Here is a 17,071-nt window from a genome sequence, read left to right on the forward strand (position 1 = left end):
GTCCCTTAAGACATAAACTGATGGAGAAGGAACCCCGCGTTCGGTTGTTTCTTCGGTTCTCAGGAATGTGACGATAAAATAAAGTGTAGGAGAAAACGATAATGGTTAATTTTTGGACATTGATTTTCGGTACCCTCAGCTGGGTCGTGGTGGAAAGTCTGCTTTACAATCCGATGCATAAGTGGGGCAAGTTTTGGGCGAAAGAATCAGGAATGGCAGAGAAGATGAACGGTCAGCAGATGACGACCGGAGACATGCTCTTTACCTTTGGCGGAACGATCGTTGGTGGGATTCTCTTATCGGCAGCGACCTATCAAGTCGTCTATTGGTTTGCCACATTCGATCATGATGGCTGGCTGATGACCTCCTTGCAAGTCGCTTGCTTATTATGGCTAGGGGTGTATGGGGTCGCCACCTTCGTGATGGCTGTTTACTCGGGACAGTCCCGTAAATTAGTTGGGCTGCACCTTGTGAATGGGTTTCTAGGAGTGATCGTTTTAGGACTTGTTGTCGGACTAATTGGACAATAGGCAGCGATCATATCCCAGCGAGAACGTTCAAAGATCTCAACGAATCAATCCTAAAGAAAGCCGATCTTGTCTCGACAAGGTTGGTTTTTTTTTGCGCGTGGAATTAATCTCATTATAAAAAAAAGCTATAAAAGCAAATTGTTTATGCTATACTGAAAATAACTCAATTTGACAGGGAACACAAACCCACGGGTTTGCGAAAAATCATGAAAGAAGGAAACTGAGGCACAACGAGGAGGGGGAAATGAAAGTGAAAAGCAAGTTAGGTAGGGGAATATTTGCTACCGTTTGTTTAGCGGCGTTATTTTTTTTGGCAAGCTGCAGCCGCTCAGGGGTTGACTCTGCAGCTGCGAATCAAGTATTGACCAATAGCAACAGTCATCAACAATATGCTTTGTATCTATTTGAAGATGGAAAGATCACTGTCAATAAAACGCTGACTTTTTTTACCAATCCGAATCAATCACCTGCGGATATCGCGGAGGAACAAGAAGAACAGTTAGCGCAGATCAATGAACATCTACAAGCAGAGTTTCCCAAAAGCAAAGCACTGACTGCGGCAGACATTGGTCCTATGCACACTTTTGAAGTGACAAAGGCCCAAGTGATCATTGATCAAGAGAAAAAGGAAGTGCGCATGACTGGTGATGATTTTGAGAAAGTATTCAAAATGGCGGACAACAATGACAAGCGTCTGATCGATGACGAACAAAACGAGTACGAGTTTTCTTACGATGAGAAATAGCAAGTGATAAAAAAGCGGCTGTCTCCGACGAGACAACCGCTTCAGACTGTAGACAAACCTTAGACAAAAATGAGGTTTGTTTTTTTTCGTTGCAAAATATTAGTGGCTATTACGGAAAACATTTTGCGCAAGGAGTAAGTCCGCGACTTTGCGCTTCTGCTAAAGTGGCAGGCGTGTAGGTACCGTTGCCGCATTTTCTCGTATGATATTTCGAACCTGTTGGTGTAACGAGGACCGACGTTTGGGCTTGATTGCTAGCAGCGGCTGGCTGACTTTGTTCTGGCACAGCGGCGGCTGCCTGCCGTTCTTCCTCCGCCTTGGCTTGAGCGGCTGCTTGTTCGTTGGCAGCGATTGTTTGCGCCACTGTTTTTGTTCGAGTAGCTAATTCCTCATCGGGGGTCTTGAGACGAGCGACAGCATCTTCTGCACGAGCAAGGGTATCTTTTGTCGGCTCCGCCTCTGCCGCTTCCACCGCTTGGACAGCTTCTGCAACGAGTGCTTCTGCTTCTTTCTCAGAAATCTTAGTTTCTACAGTGGATAACCGACCTTCAAATGTTTCCTTGTTCAAAACCGCTTGTGCGACCAATTCTTTTGCCTGATCGAAATCACTGCGTTCAAGAGAAGCTTCAGCGGCATCGAGGGCTTTGCCGATGGCAAGGTGTTCTTCAACTACAGTTAGCCGAGTAGCGAGATCTTCGTAGGTTTTACTTAAAGCATGAATCAGCGTCACGGCTTCGTCGTAATTCTTTTGGTTTGGCTGGGATTCGGCAAGAGCCAGTGCCGTCTCAGCTTTTTCCAGTGCTGCTTGTTCTTGTCTTTCAGCTTGCAAACTCGCTAGAAATGCGCGAGAAGGTTTGACGGTGACGACTTCTTCTTTGGTGCTTCCACCCATTGAGGCTTGGAGGGTAAATTCCTGTTCCTCTTCATCTTCAAGTTGCACGGTGTAAGAAAATGTTTCGTCCGCCAGTGAAACCTCCACCCCGTTGATCGTCAGTTGCGCTTCTGGATTGGTTTGCCCAGTGATCGCTGCTTCACCTTGCTCATTCGTAACCAGTTCTGCTTCATCTACGTGAAGCTCCGGTGTTGTTGCAGGAGTCAATAATACCCCGCCGATCAATAAGAGAAAACCACCCATAAAAATAACGATTTTGTTGCGAAGCGGTTTTTTCTTGATCAAACTAAGAACAAAAAAGATCCCGCTTACAACCATTGTCAAAAAACCAACAACAAAAATAAATATCCCCATACTTTTTTCATTTCCTTTCTTGTGAATAATTTAATTATAACATTTTTCCTAACTTATAAGCCATTCATAACCGGTAATCAATGCTGATAAGAGTAGAAGGGAGTAGCAATCGCAAATCAATATCTATTTTTATCAATAATAAATAGATTTCCTTTATTTTTTGTTATAATATGATACGTAACTGGCTGTTTTATCTGTATTGTCTTTTTCGAAAGGGCACTTAGTTTCAGTACGTTTTTTTGCTTCATCACTGAAAAAAGATGTTAAGATCATACATAATGAAACGAGCAAACATCTGTAAATCAGCAGGTTCCTGTGGTATCTTCCCCCAAAAGCCGCCATAAAAATAGACGGTTCTCCCCTCTAAAAAATCAACTAGGGTATCAACAAGAAAATATGTATTCAAAAAAAGGAGTAAAAATGAAAATCACCCAAATTCAATGTCCCAGCTGTTTGGGACGTCTAGAAGTTGATTGGGACTCAGGAAAAGCTGTCTGTCAGTATTGTTTGAACGAGTTGCTGATCAAACCGGAACAAATAAACCAGGAACAAACAAAACAAGTCGTCTCGCTTAAAGAGTTGCCACGCATTCAAGGGACCGTCAAAGAAGGATTTTATCCGTTTACCTATGATGAAAAGGCATGTGAAGCGGCGTTGAAAAATCAACTAGCATGGCAAGAGACCATCTCGGAAAGTATCTTTTTTGAGCTCGAATTAGTTCAGCTGAAACGTGTATTTATCCCCCTGTATTATTTTCAGATCGACTATGAAGCCCAAGTAAGAGGGGCTTATGTGCATCAGGAACAGCAGAGGGGACAGGGGCGTATCAGTGCCAGTATTCATTTACATAGCAGTGGCAACACCACGGTTTTCAGTGAAGTGTTTCCGACGGATGCCCAAAAAGAGGCTGACTACAGTATCAATGGCAAACTGCCGCTGCATATTAAAAAAGGAGCCGCTTATTGCACAGAGATGCAGCAGTTTTCGGCACATAACCAAGACGTCCAAGTGCTACCTTTTGATATTTCTAGAGAAACGGCACTCGCTGATCCCCATTTATTGGAAGCCTTTGAAGCGGGAGCGAGAGACTATTTGATTGGAACAGAAACCCCAAGCGAGCTTCAACTAACCCTTTTTCCTAAGCATTGCGATACGGAAAAACTGTATTTTCCTTATTATCTTGGCGAATTCAGGTACGGAAACCAAACCTATTCTTTCGTGGCTGATGGTACCGATGCTGAACGGCTCTTTCCAACCGAGCTTCCTGAATGTGAACAGCTGGTGCAAGTCAAGAAAAGTTTTTCTAGGACCAGCAGTGTTCTTTGGCGGTTCTGCTATACCTTCTTTTTTGTGGGATTTTTTTCTGGAATTACTTCGAATCTTCTATTTGATGGGTTTTTATTACCGGCCGTTGCCTTTAGTCTGCTTACCTCATCGATCGTCCTGTTGCTTGCTTGTCTTGCGACTTGGTATTTCTTGCTCGTACCAGAGGTCAAGTTTTTCTCAGAATACGGCAGATTCAAAGCGGAACTTTCTCAAGCATTGAGTCAGCCGGATGCATCAACAGCTGCCGTGAAGAAAGCTTTTGAAGCGCGTAGGAAGAAACTCGTCCGGAAAACAGTATTTTACAGCAGTCTCGAAAATATGGCGTTTGAATTCGCCTTGATCCTTTTTTTAGCATTCCTGATTTGGTATTTCGGTTTTTATGGCTTATCGCTTCTAGTGCTGCTGGCGTTTGTCAGCTGGAATACGATCCGTATTTATACAACGAATAGCTCTGATCGATGCATCGAAACGAAAGGATGATCCTATGGATATCATTCCCATTCAATGTCCCCATTGTTTAGGGGAACTAGAAGTAAACTGGGGTGTTGGCACGGCAGTCTGTCTGTATTGCCGCGGCAAAATGGTCATCAAATTGCCCTTTGACCACGCCAAAATTGCCCAGTCCAGTCCCCTGACGGACAAACAGCTTGCGCTGACCCAGCTGGCTGCTCTCTTGAAGAAAATCAGTTTGTCGTCTGCTGCTCTTAGGGAAAATGCACCAACAGCCGGCGTTTTCGTTGGACAAGAACAGCTAAAACCAACGTCAGGAAACCAGGTGTCTCCGATTCAAAGGGCGCCCATCCATCAGCACAACCAGCGACAAAACCGTTTGACTGCCTTTTTTCAAAAACAAAATTTTTTGTTCTATTTCTCTGGAGAAAGACAAGTGCTGCCACGGCAATGGCAAAGCCAAGTTCTTGCTAGTTTTCAAGTGCCTGAAACGGAGACACCTCTGGCACTGCTAACGGCAAAGATGACGGGCAAAAAAGCGAACGCGGGGCTGCTTTTTGGCGTTGAACGAGTGTATTTGTGCACGTACGAAAAAAAAGAAAAACGAATAGCCAGTTTTTCCTGGAGTGTTTGGACGAACCTTGCCTTTGAGATCCAGCATAAAATGTTTAGTAGCTTTTTGGTGATTCAACAGGAATACCGCATTCCTCTCCAAGCATTGGGCTTTGCGACCCAATCATTTTTGCAAGAATTACAGCAGTTGTTGCAAGAGATGGAGGCTGGCTAGTACTAAGTATCAATAAAATCAAATAAGGGATCAAATTATTGGTCAAAAAAAAGAGCGTCGCAAACAGCGGCGCTCTTTCACTTCATGTGGTTTCCAACTCAGCATCGTTGGTCTCTGTTAAATACTCGGCTTCATCGTTTAAAAGACTGGCCGTCGTTCGCAGTGTGTCGTAAGAATGCAAAACGGCAGCGAGGCTTTTTTGCGAATCACTGATTTTCATGGTCGTCGAATCGGTACTATCTAACACGACTAAGGCTTGTTGATTGATGGCTTGCATGGTTGCGGCAATGGTTTGGGTCAACTGCTTGGTCTGTTCGGCTAATTTTTGCATTTCATCGGCAACTACCCGAAAGCCAGCTGCCTGTTCGCCGATGCGTGCTGTTTCGATGGAAGCGTTGAAGGATAGCAGTTTGGTTTGTTGTGCAATGCGGTCGATGTCATGCAGCACCGCTGTCACCTGTTGGCTATCCATTTCTAAGGCATGGGTCGTTGCTTGATTTTGATCAGACAGCCGTTTGACTTGCGCCAAGTTCTCTGACAAATGATCGACTTGCTGATGCCCGTTGGCAGAAAGTCGTGTCAGGGAGGCAGCACTTTCTTGCACTTTTTTGATAGTGACCGCTAAGGCTTGTTCTCTTTGGGTAATGTCAAAAGCGATTTTGACGACGTTGACGACTTCTTGCTGCTCATCGAGGACAGGGAAGTAGATCCCTTCTAAAATCAGTTTTTCTCCTTGTTTGTTTTTCCGAATGATTTTGTCTTGAAACCGTTGCTTTGAGTAAAGCAGTTGATTCCAGAAAGCTTGGTAATCCGTACTGACAGCATAATGGTCAAAACAAAAGGTCCGATGCGGTAAGCCAATGATTTCTTCTTGGCTGTACCCTAGGATATCAGTCATGTTGGCATTGGCGAAAACAACTTCTTTTTGCGGATCAAAGACTATGACAGCGAGTTCTTGAAAAATAGCAGCGAGCAGACGGTTATTTTGTGTTTCATCTAATGTGAATTTCATACGTACTTACCTACGCCTTTCAGTTTTTTGGGAAGTTTACACAGCGAGTGTCTTACAGTTATCGGTCATGAAGGTAAGGCAGTTAAGAGTGCAAAAACCACCTTTTTTGTCGAACAAAATGCTTGGAAACAGAAGAAAGCAAGATTCTTTGCATCAGAATGACTTGGTGGTACCCTTAAGGTCAACACGAACGATTTCAAACAAAAGGAGAGAATCGTATGACAGATAGAATTTCGTTGGAAAAAGCAGCCGTTGAATTTAGTGAGGCAAATGCACCGCACCCACGGATCTATGAATTACCGCCAGAAGAAGGGCGCGCATTATTGGAACAAGTCCAAGAGTCACCCGTCAATAAATTGGCGGTTGAGATAGAAGATCAGACCGTTGATACAGGCGAATGGGGGACCATCAATGTTCGTTTTGTTCGTCCTGAAGGAAATCATGCGATTCTCCCTGTCATTTATTATCTCCATGGCGCGGGTTGGGTCTTCGGCAGTGCCGCGACTCATGATAAATTGATCCGTGAATTGGCGGTACGAACCAACTCGATCGTCATTTTTCCTGAATATAGTCGTTCACCAGAAGCAAAATACCCAACGGCGATCGAACAAAATTATGCGGTCTTGCAGCAATTACCGGGATTTGTCGATGTCAAAGGCTTAGACCTTAGCCGTTTGACCGTGGCTGGCGATTCCGTAGGTGGGAACATGGCGACCGTTATGACCTTGTTAACGAAAGCCCGTGGTGGCATTCCGATCGCACAACAATTATTGTTCTATCCTGTGACAGATGCCCGCTTTGATACGCCTTCGTATGAAGCATTCGGTGAAAATTATTTTCTGACCAAAGAAGGGATGCAATGGTTCTGGGATCAATACACGACGGATGAAACACAGCGGAATCAAATTACCGCTTCTCCACTACGCGCGACCAAAGAGGAGTTAGCCGATCTGCCGCCAGCGTTGATCATTACAGGCGAAGCAGATGTCTTGCGGGATGAAGGGGAAGCCTATGCGCAGCATTTACGAGCAGCTGGCGTGGAAGTCACCCAAGCACGGATGCAAGGGATCATCCATGATTTTGTGATGGTCAATGCGATGGATCAGACCCAAGCCGCACGAGCTGCCATGATACTGGCTGTCGGTTGGTTGACGGAAAAAAATGTCCCCGCAGAATAAGAAACCGACGAAAGAACTTCTTTTTTAGCGGTGTTCTGATATAGAAAAGGATGTATGGAGTGGAGCGATCCACTCCTTTTTTTGTCGGAAAAATTGAAGGAGGTACACCTGCAGTCTGAAGCAGATGCAAACGCTCTCTAAAAAAATGCGTTTTTATAGTACAGATATTAATAAGTGTTTTTCGTTGATAAATAAATAAAAAGTGCTATTATATTTATTGTGATTAATACAGTTTTTGAAAAGAGGTAATACAGTGAGTGCAAAAGGATCAGAAATCATTGTTGAAAGTTTAGAAAATCATCGGGTGCCTTATATCTTTGGGATTCCTGGTGCAAAAATCGATGGCGTCTTTGACGTGTTGAGTGATCGGGGACCAGAGTTGATTTTGGCACGACATGAACAAAACGCGGCATTTATGGCACAAGCAATCGGTCGCCTGACAGGAGAGCCAGGAGTCGTCATTGCAACAAGTGGACCAGGAGCCAGTAATTTAGCGACTGGGTTGGTCACGGCAACTGCCGAAGGTGATCCCGTCTTGGCACTAGCAGGCCAAGTGAAGCGTTCTGACCTTTCAAAATTGACCCACCAAAGCATGAATAATGCGGCATTGTTTGCGCCGATCACGAAATTCAGCAGTGAAGTCCAAGATCCTGAAACCCTTTCTGAAAGTATTGCCAACGCCTTTCGCATCGCAAAAACAGCCAAAAAAGGGGCGAGCTTTTTATCCATTCCTCAAGATGTGACAGACGGAACTGTCCAAGGGGCAGCGATCAAACCACTATCTTCGCCTAAATTAGGCAGTGCCGATGCAGAAGATATCCAGGCACTCGTCGATCGGATCAAAGAAGCCAAACTGCCTGTCTTACTCTTAGGGATGCGGGCTTCAGGCGTCAAAGAAACACAAGCGATTCGTCATTTAGTTGCAAAAACTGGGTTGCCTGTCGTAGAGACCTTCCAAGGTGCTGGGATCATTTCTCGTGAATTAGAAGAGCATTTCTTTGGCCGCGTCGGCTTGTTCCGCAATCAGCCCGGTGATATGCTGTTGAAACGCAGCGACTTAGTGATCGCTGTGGGGTACGACCCGATCGAATACGAAGCTCGCAACTGGAATGCGGAAAAAGATGCCCGCGTGATCGTCATCGATGAAGTACCGATGGAGATCGATCCATTTATGCAGCCCGAAGTTGAACTGATGGGCAGTATCGCGAAAATTATTGAACAGCTATCAAAAGCCATCGATCAGTATCACTTGAGCGAAGACGCTCACAACTATTTAACGACGCTGCAAACCAAACTCAATGAAAAACCAGCGGATGTCGAAGGCAGCAACAATACCTTACATCCCCTAGAAATCATTGATGCTTTGCAACAAGAAGTGACCGATGACATGACGGTGACGGTGGATGTCGGCAGCCACTACATTTGGATGGCCCGTCATTTCCGCAGCTATGAGCCACGGCACTTGCTCTTTAGTAATGGCATGCAGACCTTAGGAGTCGCTTTGCCATGGGCGATCGCTGCAGCGCTCGTGCGACCAAATACTCAAGTGATCTCTGTATCTGGCGATGGTGGCTTCTTGTTTTCTGCCCAAGAGTTAGAAACAGCCGTCCGTTTGAAACAAAACATCATTCACTTGATTTGGAATGACGGTACCTACAATATGGTGAAATTCCAAGAAGAAATGAAATATGATCGTGCTTCTGGGGTTGATTTTGGACCAGTTGATTTCGTAAAATATGCCGAAGCATTTGGTGCCAAAGGCCTACGGGCAACCACTAAACAGGAATTGATGGCAGCCATCGAAGAAGGGTTTGCAACGGATGGTCCAGTGATCATTGACATCCCTGTGGATTATTCAGACAATGCCGATCTGGGCAAAACGATCCTACCTGATCAATTTTATTAAGACCAAAGGAGCAGCAAGATGAAAGTGAAAAACAAAAGTTATTTATATCAGCATGGCACCCTAGGTGGGTTGATGCAGGATTTAATGGATGGCACGGAGCAAATCGGCAAAATGCTTGAATATGGCAATTTTGGGATCGGTACGTTGGCTGGTTCCAATGGGGAAGTAATCATTTTAGATGGTGAAATCTACCATGTAGACGAATCGGGCAAGGTGCAAGTGCTCCAAGGAAATGAAGGAACCCCTTATGCGGCAGTCGTCGATTTTTCTGCGGCGAAGCACCTACAGATCAGTCAAGAGATGACCGATGAAGAAGTGAAAAATCACGTCCTGACAGAAGTCAGTCCGAATTTGTTTTCCGCTGTCAAAATCCATGGGGTATTTGCCAAGATGCACGTCCGCGTTGCCCCAAAGCAAGAAAAACCGTACCCAAAATTCATTGAGATCATCCAGCATCAGCCGGAATTTCAAGCAGAAGATATCAGTGGTACGATCGTCGGGTTCTTTACCCCGTTGTTGTTCCACGGTGCTGCGGCCGCCGGTTTCCACCTGCATTTTATTAGTGATGACCGCACATTTGCTGGTCATGTCTTGGACTTTGAAGTGGCGGCAGGCGAAGTCGAATTGATGGAACTAGCTGAATTTCGTCAGCATTTTCCTATTGATAATCAAGATTACTTGCAGCGGGAGATCGATGTTGCAAAAATCGCCAAAGATATTGAATCAGCGGAATAAGTAAAGGAAGATTTCTTAATAGACAAACGATAAAAAGCAAGCTAGAATCGCATTCTAGCTTGCTTTTTGTTATGGACGGTTTTTTGTAGCATGACAAGCTACCCGTGTTCCCTTGAGATCTCCTTTGATTCAGAAATCGCAAATCAATTGTTATCTAATACGACTAAGCGTAATATTCGTGTGTTGATTTTATTCAATAATCGATTCCAGTCGGAGGCATCGGGGATCGGTTTTAGCAAGATGCTTTCGACGTCCAATAAATACTCTGTGGCATATTCAGAGTAATTAGTAATCAAAAGCTCAATATTTTTTTCCTTCAAATATTCGTGTGACAGTTCATTCGAATCAGGATAGTACATCGTATGATAGGCACCTAGGTAGCGACGAATAATATTTTCAGCATACTCGCAGACATATTCATTGCCTTCAAAAATCACGGCAATCGTCCGTGGGGAGCCCCAGTTTGCTTCCTTGATGGATTCCATGTACATAGTGAGACTGGCACAAAAGTCATCTAAGTATTTTTGAGAATAGAGCTTTTTCACTAAGGTGTGTGTAAAGAGGAAATCATAATTTTTTTGATACTCTTTTGCGAACTTCTCTTTGACAAATTGATTTAAATCATCAATGTTTATGTTCATGGTCAAAGAGAGCAACTCTCGTAACTTTACTACGATGAAAAAAGACTCAAGCCAAAGGAAGTCTTTTCGTTCATCGAGACTGTTGCCTTGGTTTTCTGCATAAAAATCGCTGACGATCTGTTTAATTTCAGGCCAATAGTTATATGTTCGACAAAATTCTTCGCAAGAAGGACTATTGATTTTACGACGGCAAATAATACAGGTGAAAATATAAACAGCTTCCGCCTTAGGAAGTTCATAATTAAAATGTCGTTGCATGATTTTTTGCAACTCTTGATATTGTGATAACAAATTATTTTTCTTGATCAGTTCATAGAGCTCAGAAGATGGTTTTGCCAAAAGACCTCGTTTGCTGCGCTCGATGCTGATGTAAAGAACATAGGCAAAATAGGAGAAGGAAGAAGACTGCATTTGTTTTGCTTGCAGAAGAGTAGTGATCTCCTTGATCGCTTCTTGTACATTGATTGAAGGAAATATCGTGTTGATGTTGATGTCAGACTCATAGTAAAAAAGACAAAAAAATTTACGGATATCAATTTCAGATCCTGCAAATGTCACTGGATTAGTCTTAAGACGAAGGTTAAAAGGATGTAAGTAAATTTCGATTTTTTTAAAATAACTAAGCAATGACTGCTCAGAAAGGTTGAGTGAAAGGCTCCAATCCATCAATGATTGGACCTCATTAAAAAAGATACTTTCGAAAATCAAAAAAATTGGTTCATCCTTGACCATGGCTTGTTTTTTTCTGCGATAAGATTCGTGATCAAGCTCTTCGAAGAAATACCCGACTTTAGCCGCATGGATTTCGATTGAGTCACTAAAATAGTTCCGAATACTGGCGATATCTGAGATAACCGTCCGCGTACTACTTTTGGTTATTTTAGCCAAGTCGTTAAGAGTACAAGTGGGATTTTTTTCAAATTCATCTAATAATTGTAACCAACGAACAAGAGAACGATTTTTCATGAATTTTAATTGAAATGTTTTCATAGTAGTCTCCCATCATATAAAATAGCCGTTTATAAAAAAGGTGTGCAATCCTTTGGTTTGTGTCGGTCATCGATGGCCTTTTAGCAAGAATAACGCAAAGCGACTCATGGAAGCAATCTGACGCTAAAACGGAGCTTTCATGCAATTTCCATGATAGCCAAAAGATGCCTCCTTCGTTGTCAGATATGTATCAACTGAAAGAGTTTCGACTGTCAAATCAAAGAACCATCCTGAAATTTATTATTTTTCTTAAATAAACGCAAATTCCTTGCACTATTTTAATCAATAGTTACAATTATTGTTGTACAACAGAATGGGGGAAAGCAACTTTTTTCACCCGTCTATGAAAAAACAAATTTTTTAGCTGAAAGAAAACCCGGTATAATGACATCTCCTAGGCGCCTTCTTGCGCAAATCAGTAAAAACGATGTTTTTCAGTAAGGAGCTTATTTTTGAAGAATTTCCAGTTAAGTTTTGTCACAAATAAATCAACGGCTAGATGGTTCCAAATTCTCAATGCCTTTGAAAAAAGTGAGATCTGCAGTGCGAGTAGCTTGGCAGAAGTCACAGAAAGTACTACAAGAACGATTGGAAAAGATATTGGCGGAATCAATGAGTACTTTGCTGGCTTATTGCAAATCTCTTCGACGAATCAAGGGTATTTATTTGAATTGAACAACTACCCAAGTTATGAAAAGAAAAAAGCATCCCTGCTAGCGAATGAGCCCTTGTTTCTTATGCTGGAAAATATTTTTATGGGTGAGTTGAAATCTATTGATGAGTGGACCGACTGTCTTTTTCTATCTAAAAGCACCTTATCGAAATATTTGCGGCGTATCCATCAACAGCTTACTCATTTTGATTTGACCTTAACACTGGATCCTGTGAATATCGTAGGCGAGGAAGCAGATATTCGGAATTTCTTCTGTACCTTTTTCTACGAGACAGACATTACCCCTCACACGGTTTTTCCGACGGTAGCGGTTCAACAGGCAGTCACTGAAATCAGTGGGATGTTTGAAAAAAATAGCTATCATACCGCCTCATTTTCTCAATACAGTTATCTACTGCATATTTCGATCGAGCGATTTTTACAAGGGCAAAGGATTCAGGTAAAAGAAGAGTTATACCATGCTTTGAGACATAGTATCCAACTGATGCACTTTCAACGGATCAATGAAGTGATAGAAAAGTATTTTGAGTTTCAGTTTCCTCACGATGAGTTGGTCTTTTTGTTTGTGAGTATTATCACTAAAAGGAAATTGCAAAATGTCATCGTAGAGCAAAAATTCTGTCTCTCGTATAATCACTGGCCAAAAATTCGCGAATTGACCAACAGTTTTTATCAACTCTTGAATGTCACCAGTCCAAACCCAAAAAATGATTTGATTTTGATTGAATCTTTTTTTACTACTGCTAAATTGAGGGAATGCTTATCGACTTCAGCGAATCGCAATATTTGGGACGTCAATACTTTTATTCGTAAAACATTTCCGAAAGAATTTGCTTCTTATCAACGATTCTTAGAGAACAATCCTTTTTATCAAGAGTTGTATTCTCCTCAATATTTGCCGGATTTTTGCGCGAATTTAGTTATTTATATCGAGTCTGTTCGTGAGCGCTATTGGTTTCCCCGAAAAAACATTGCCTTTATTTTCGAGGGCAATCACCATATCGTTCAGTACATTGAAGGGTGGTCCAATCGGTATTTCAGCTGCTCTCACCGAGTATTTTATCCGGATTCTGGCGAAGTCACCCCCCACTATTTGAAGCAAAATCAGATCGACCTGATAGTTACGAACTATGCAGAGCATGCGTCCGCTTTTCGCGATACCATCGAATGCATTGTCTTCAAAACGATTCCTTCTTCCTCTGATTGGAATCGGCTATTGGAAAGGATCAACCCGGATGTCACGCGACAGTTCGCGCTAAAAGACCTCTTCTAATTTCTCTTCATCTGCAATTATGAAGAGTCGCTAGAAAAGGTCTATTCCAATTCTATGCGAAGAGCATAAGCAAAGCCCAGTTCCTTCAAACTATCTAGCAGTCAAGGAATTGGGCTTTGGTTTTAAAGGCTTGTTTTTACACAAAAAACATCGATTTTGGGGATGGGGAAGTGTCAATGATAGTGAGTGCAAGCCTTTTAAAACAAATGAGTTAGGGAGAACCAGTTTAGCTATTTACTGTGCTTCGCTTAAATAAATCAAGCTCCAAGGAGCTTTTTGATTCAGTTGAATTCCGGTCAATTCCCGATAAAAACAGGTTTTGTCTTTGACAGTCAGCTGAATGATCTCTTCTTGCGTGTATTCGTTTAAAGCACTTTTTTTTAAGTTGTACAGCTCTTTTAAGATCTGCAACTGAGCATCAATGTCCAGCAACAACGACATCTTTTTGAAAAAACTATTATCGGAGTCGTTGTAGATGTTTAGAAAACGTTGGCGCAAGGATAAATAAAAGTTAAAGATCTTAGGGTCTTCGCTAGAACAGCTAGAATGAATAAATTCTTCATCGAAAAAGTTTAAATATTCTTCAGCTGATTGAATCGTTTTTAAGTTCATATCGATACTCCTTCATTATAGTTGACTTGTAGTGAAACCTATTTGATTCGATCATCGAAAGCATTTGCGGCAACTGGGTATCTGACAGGAGGCACTCGTATTTACAGGAGCGTTTTGCAGTCGCAGTATCAACGAGGACTTTCGTTACATCCAATGTACTTGATTTCTCATGGAGTCTCAAACGCGTTTTTTCGCATCCATACGAAGAACTTTTTTTCGTTGATGAATCAGTCAATAACGTCGAGAATATACGATATCTTTTGTTATAAAAAATAAAAGAGGGCGAGTACAGCGGCTTAGTCCTGTTTTATATATATGGATACGGTGAAATCTTTTTGACAGTCAAATGTAAAACCATAGTGCGAGTGTTTTAGCATTGTTTTGACGATATACAGACCTAAACCTGTACCAGCCTCTTCTCCATAAGAAAAGAAGGGTTTGGCCAAATCTGAGTGTTTCAGCGGCCCAGTTTTTTTGATAGGGTTTTTGATCGTTAATTGTTTGTTAGTAAGAATGATCGTGACGACGCTGTTGGGTGGGGAATGAAAAATCGCATTGCTCAAAAGGTTTGAGAAAATTTTCTTTGCCAATTTCGGGTGGTAGAAAAACGTCAGCTCTTGTTTTTGATCAATTTCGATCCGCAAACCTTTATCACTCCATAAAACTTCATATTCTTCGATCAAGTGATCGATCATTTCCCGCACAGAAAGTGGTTGGTCGTCATGGGCCTGTTGGTTATGAAAAACGAACAGGATTTCTTTGATCAACTGCTGCAGCTTTTTCAATTCATTTTCTGTGGCTAGAAGGGACTCTTGCTGTTCTTCAGATAAAGAGTCATCTCTGACATTCGCTAATAGCAGTTGGCTTGCCATGATCGGTGTTTTCATCTCATGGGTGAATCCTTCTAGCAATGTTTTTTTCTCTAACTCCAGCTGTTTGATCTGCTGAACTTGTTCCAAGGCGGCCCGCTGGGCACATTGGAGTTGTTGATATAGGGCAGTTACTTGAGTTTCGATCACTAGATAATCATGCAATTTGATCATGGTATTTACGTCATGAATCTCCTCATACGGAATATTTTTTTCCATCATGTGGAAGACAGACGCCAGTTTGCTCTTTTCGTTTCGATATAAGTAGGTATACAAGCCGCTTCCAGCCAAGGTCAATAGGCTAACTAGCAGCAAAACAAAAGGCGTTGCTAGCCAAATGATCTCTTTTACATCAACGGCACTGATTTGGACAGGGTAACTAACATAAACTTTGTAGCCATTAGTGTCAAACGTCGATTGATAACCATTGGTGAGATGGATCAGCTCACCATTTTTCGCGGTGATGGGTTGCTGGATGGGATAGATGGTATTTTGCTGGGCATCAAAAATGATTATGGTATAGCCATCGATTCGATAACTGTCCAAACGTTGGAAAGAAAGTTCATCGTCATTGACAATATCAAAAATTTCCCGGACTACAGTGTCAAAGACCGCTTGTTGTTTCATTTCGATCCGAGGACCGATATTTAGTAAGAAAAAACCTATCACGCTCACAAAAGTCACGAATGACATTGTCAATGTAAAGAAGTAGATGATGCGAGTCGTTTTCCATTTAATTCGTTTCTTTTTCAATTCGGTACCCGATCCCTTTAACAGTTTGGATGATGTCTTTGCCTAATTTGCTGCGGAGGTTTTTAATGTGAACATCGATCGCCCTAGAGTCGACAAAGGAGTCATAGCCCCAAATTGTGTCTAAAAATTCTTCACGGGAAAAGACTTTTCCTTGACTTAAGAGCATCATTTGCAAGAGCTCAAATTCTTTTGAAGTCAATTCGATCGACTGGCCTTGCCTGTGAACTTGATAGTTATTGATCTCCAATGTCAAGTCGTTATACGTGACCGCCGCATTTTCTTTGTGACCGACTCTGCGCAAAATCGCATCGATTTTTAAAGCGAGGATGTTGGTAGAAAAAGGTTTGATTACATAATCATCGATCCGCTTGCTGTAAAGGTTGATCTGAGTGAATTCATCGTTCAATGCGCTGATCACGATCACCGGGATCGGGTTGTTTTCGCCTAACTCATTTAAAAACATTTCTCCGCTCATTTTAGGTAACATCAAATCGAGTAAAATCAAAGCAAAAGTTTTTGTCTCTAGGGCGTTCAAAGCAGCTTCCGCTTCATCAAAGGCTGTGACTTGATAGCCTTCTTTTTGTAAACTCAACTGGATGCCTCTTCTGATTTCATCGGTATCTTCAATAAGAAGAATTTCTGTGGCCATGGATTACTCCTTTCTATTACTAAAGAAGGGTCAATCGTCCGTTTTTGATCGTATATACATAGTCTGAGATTTCTTTAAAAGTTAAGTCATGGCTGACGATGATGATACACTTGCCTGCATCCCGCAAGTCTTTAAAGATCGTCATGACATTTTCACTGTTTGCCAGATCCAAGCTGCCAGTCGGCTCGTCGGCGATGATCAGATCAGAATCTAAGGCGAGAGCTCGGGCGATTGCCACCCGCTGCTGTTGTCCCCCAGACAACTGGTGACATTTTTTGTGCTGTATGTCGCCACAAATCCCTACTTTGTTTAAATAGCTGCTGGGAGACTGAGGGTTTTTAACTTTGTGGATATTTGTGGCGATCGTGATGTTTTCCAACGGTGACAAATAAGGGATCAAGTTGAGAGACTGGAAAATGTAACTGATTTGCCGGCGATAGGAGACTAAATTCGTCATTGACTGGCCTTGGAACTCGATTGAACCGCTTTGCAAAAATTCAAGACCGGAAATCAAAGACAAAAAAGTGCTTTTTCCAACACCAGATTGACCAATAATCGTGTGGATCTTGCCAGCGTCAAACACTTGACTGACATTTTGCAAAATAGTCTCATCTTTGTATGAGTAACTGATATCTGTAATTTTGAGCATTTGATCTTCTCCTTTAGTATTCATCAAATCTGTGAAGGTTTCTTTAA

Annotated in this window: 15 protein-coding genes; 8 read left to right on the top strand and 7 right to left on the bottom strand. The window is 42.3% G+C overall.

The features are described 5' to 3' along the window. Positions 1–101: 101 nt before the first annotated feature. Both IGI78_RS00885 and IGI78_RS00890 read left to right on the top strand, forming a co-directional pair. Positions 102–530: a DUF1761 domain-containing protein gene (locus tag IGI78_RS00885; RefSeq protein ID WP_086293648.1), complete on the top strand. Its 429-nt coding sequence runs from the start codon at positions 102–104 to the stop codon at positions 528–530. Positions 531–774: 244 nt separating this feature from the next. Continuing rightward, positions 775–1,275, top strand: coding sequence for a hypothetical protein (locus IGI78_RS00890; protein ID WP_195265544.1), 501 nt, complete (start codon positions 775–777; stop codon positions 1,273–1,275). Between the two features lie 109 nt (positions 1,276–1,384). Here the strand turns inward: IGI78_RS00890 and IGI78_RS00895 are convergent, their stop codons facing one another. Then, positions 1,385–2,521 carry a serine protease gene (locus tag IGI78_RS00895; protein ID WP_195265542.1) on the bottom strand — a complete coding sequence of 379 codons (1,137 nt, stop codon included), beginning with the start codon at positions 2,519–2,521 and terminating at the stop codon, positions 1,385–1,387. 420 nt (positions 2,522–2,941) lie between these two features. Between IGI78_RS00895 and IGI78_RS00900 the strand changes: the two genes are divergently transcribed. After that, on the top strand, positions 2,942–4,327 hold the full coding sequence (locus IGI78_RS00900) for a hypothetical protein (protein ID WP_195265540.1): 1,386 nt from the start codon (positions 2,942–2,944) through the stop codon (positions 4,325–4,327). Between the two features lie 4 nt (positions 4,328–4,331). Continuing rightward, positions 4,332–5,084: a hypothetical protein gene (locus tag IGI78_RS00905; protein WP_195265538.1), complete on the top strand. Its 753-nt coding sequence runs from the start codon at positions 4,332–4,334 to the stop codon at positions 5,082–5,084. A gap of 82 nt (positions 5,085–5,166) precedes the next feature. On the opposite strand, the gene IGI78_RS00910 is transcribed toward IGI78_RS00905, so the two are convergent. Beyond that, the gene (locus IGI78_RS00910) at positions 5,167–6,096 is read right to left on the bottom strand and encodes a methyl-accepting chemotaxis protein (protein ID WP_081117692.1); all 930 of its coding nucleotides are present in this window, start codon (positions 6,094–6,096) and stop codon (positions 5,167–5,169) included. A gap of 218 nt (positions 6,097–6,314) precedes the next feature. Between IGI78_RS00910 and IGI78_RS00915 the strand changes: the two genes are divergently transcribed. The 3 genes from IGI78_RS00915 to budA all read left to right on the top strand — a co-directional run bounded on the left by IGI78_RS00915 (position 6,315) and on the right by budA (position 9,915). Beyond that, entirely contained in the window at positions 6,315–7,274 is a 960-nt protein-coding gene (locus tag IGI78_RS00915; RefSeq protein ID WP_086293658.1) for an alpha/beta hydrolase, read from the top strand. A gap of 253 nt (positions 7,275–7,527) precedes the next feature. Beyond that, positions 7,528–9,180 (top strand): acetolactate synthase AlsS, encoded by a 1,653-nt coding sequence (gene alsS / locus IGI78_RS00920; protein ID WP_142424709.1) that lies wholly within the window; start codon positions 7,528–7,530, stop codon positions 9,178–9,180. An 18-nt stretch (positions 9,181–9,198) separates the two neighbouring features. Beyond that, positions 9,199–9,915, top strand: a complete 717-nt coding sequence (gene budA, locus IGI78_RS00925) for an acetolactate decarboxylase (protein WP_081117695.1) — start codon at positions 9,199–9,201, stop codon at positions 9,913–9,915. A 143-nt stretch (positions 9,916–10,058) separates the two neighbouring features. Here the strand turns inward: budA and IGI78_RS00930 are convergent, their stop codons facing one another. After that, positions 10,059–11,546 carry a helix-turn-helix domain-containing protein gene (locus tag IGI78_RS00930; protein ID WP_195265536.1) on the bottom strand — a complete coding sequence of 496 codons (1,488 nt, stop codon included), beginning with the start codon at positions 11,544–11,546 and terminating at the stop codon, positions 10,059–10,061. 452 nt (positions 11,547–11,998) lie between these two features. Here IGI78_RS00930 and IGI78_RS00935 point away from each other — a divergent pair, with 452 nt between their 5' ends. Further along, positions 11,999–13,492, top strand: a complete 1,494-nt coding sequence (locus IGI78_RS00935; RefSeq protein ID WP_349702066.1) for a helix-turn-helix domain-containing protein — start codon at positions 11,999–12,001, stop codon at positions 13,490–13,492. A gap of 234 nt (positions 13,493–13,726) precedes the next feature. Here the strand turns inward: IGI78_RS00935 and IGI78_RS00940 are convergent, their stop codons facing one another. The 4 genes from IGI78_RS00940 to IGI78_RS00955 form a co-directional block, all read right to left on the bottom strand. After that, entirely contained in the window at positions 13,727–14,104 is a 378-nt protein-coding gene (locus IGI78_RS00940; RefSeq protein WP_096742070.1) for a DUF7006 family protein, read from the bottom strand. 296 nt (positions 14,105–14,400) lie between these two features. Further along, entirely contained in the window at positions 14,401–15,600 is a 1,200-nt protein-coding gene (locus IGI78_RS00945; protein WP_430618197.1) for a sensor histidine kinase, read from the bottom strand. Between the two features lie 106 nt (positions 15,601–15,706). Further along, positions 15,707–16,375 carry a response regulator transcription factor gene (locus IGI78_RS00950; protein ID WP_195265532.1) on the bottom strand — a complete coding sequence of 223 codons (669 nt, stop codon included), beginning with the start codon at positions 16,373–16,375 and terminating at the stop codon, positions 15,707–15,709. Positions 16,376–16,394: 19 nt separating this feature from the next. After that, positions 16,395–17,024, bottom strand: coding sequence for an ATP-binding cassette domain-containing protein (locus tag IGI78_RS00955; RefSeq protein ID WP_195265531.1), 630 nt, complete (start codon positions 17,022–17,024; stop codon positions 16,395–16,397). Positions 17,025–17,071 lie beyond the last annotated feature (47 nt).

Origin of the sequence: Enterococcus sp. DIV1767, from assembly GCF_050542585.1 — a bacterium.
GTDB lineage: Bacteria > Bacillota > Bacilli > Lactobacillales > Enterococcaceae > Enterococcus_D > Enterococcus_D innesii.

What these genes read in the sequence shown, in the direction of transcription:
- IGI78_RS00890 (WP_195265544.1), top strand. Translation starts at nt 775, where the DNA reads ATGAAAGTGAAAAGCAAGTTAGGTAGGGGAATATTTGCTACCGTTTGT.
- IGI78_RS00910 (WP_081117692.1), bottom strand. Translation starts at nt 6,096, where the DNA reads ATGAAATTCACATTAGATGAAACACAAAATAACCGTCTGCTCGCTGCT.
- IGI78_RS00900 (WP_195265540.1), top strand. Translation starts at nt 2,942, where the DNA reads ATGAAAATCACCCAAATTCAATGTCCCAGCTGTTTGGGACGTCTAGAA.
- IGI78_RS00895 (WP_195265542.1), bottom strand. Translation starts at nt 2,521, where the DNA reads ATGGGGATATTTATTTTTGTTGTTGGTTTTTTGACAATGGTTGTAAGC.
- IGI78_RS00945 (WP_430618197.1), bottom strand. Translation starts at nt 15,600, where the DNA reads ATGAAACAACAAGCGGTCTTTGACACTGTAGTCCGGGAAATTTTTGAT.
- IGI78_RS00885 (WP_086293648.1), top strand. Translation starts at nt 102, where the DNA reads ATGGTTAATTTTTGGACATTGATTTTCGGTACCCTCAGCTGGGTCGTG.
- IGI78_RS00915 (WP_086293658.1), top strand. Translation starts at nt 6,315, where the DNA reads ATGACAGATAGAATTTCGTTGGAAAAAGCAGCCGTTGAATTTAGTGAG.
- IGI78_RS00940 (WP_096742070.1), bottom strand. Translation starts at nt 14,104, where the DNA reads ATGAACTTAAAAACGATTCAATCAGCTGAAGAATATTTAAACTTTTTC.
- IGI78_RS00905 (WP_195265538.1), top strand. Translation starts at nt 4,332, where the DNA reads ATGGATATCATTCCCATTCAATGTCCCCATTGTTTAGGGGAACTAGAA.
- IGI78_RS00955 (WP_195265531.1), bottom strand. Translation starts at nt 17,024, where the DNA reads ATGCTCAAAATTACAGATATCAGTTACTCATACAAAGATGAGACTATT.
- budA (WP_081117695.1), top strand. Translation starts at nt 9,199, where the DNA reads ATGAAAGTGAAAAACAAAAGTTATTTATATCAGCATGGCACCCTAGGT.
- IGI78_RS00950 (WP_195265532.1), bottom strand. Translation starts at nt 16,375, where the DNA reads ATGGCCACAGAAATTCTTCTTATTGAAGATACCGATGAAATCAGAAGA.
- IGI78_RS00930 (WP_195265536.1), bottom strand. Translation starts at nt 11,546, where the DNA reads ATGAAAACATTTCAATTAAAATTCATGAAAAATCGTTCTCTTGTTCGT.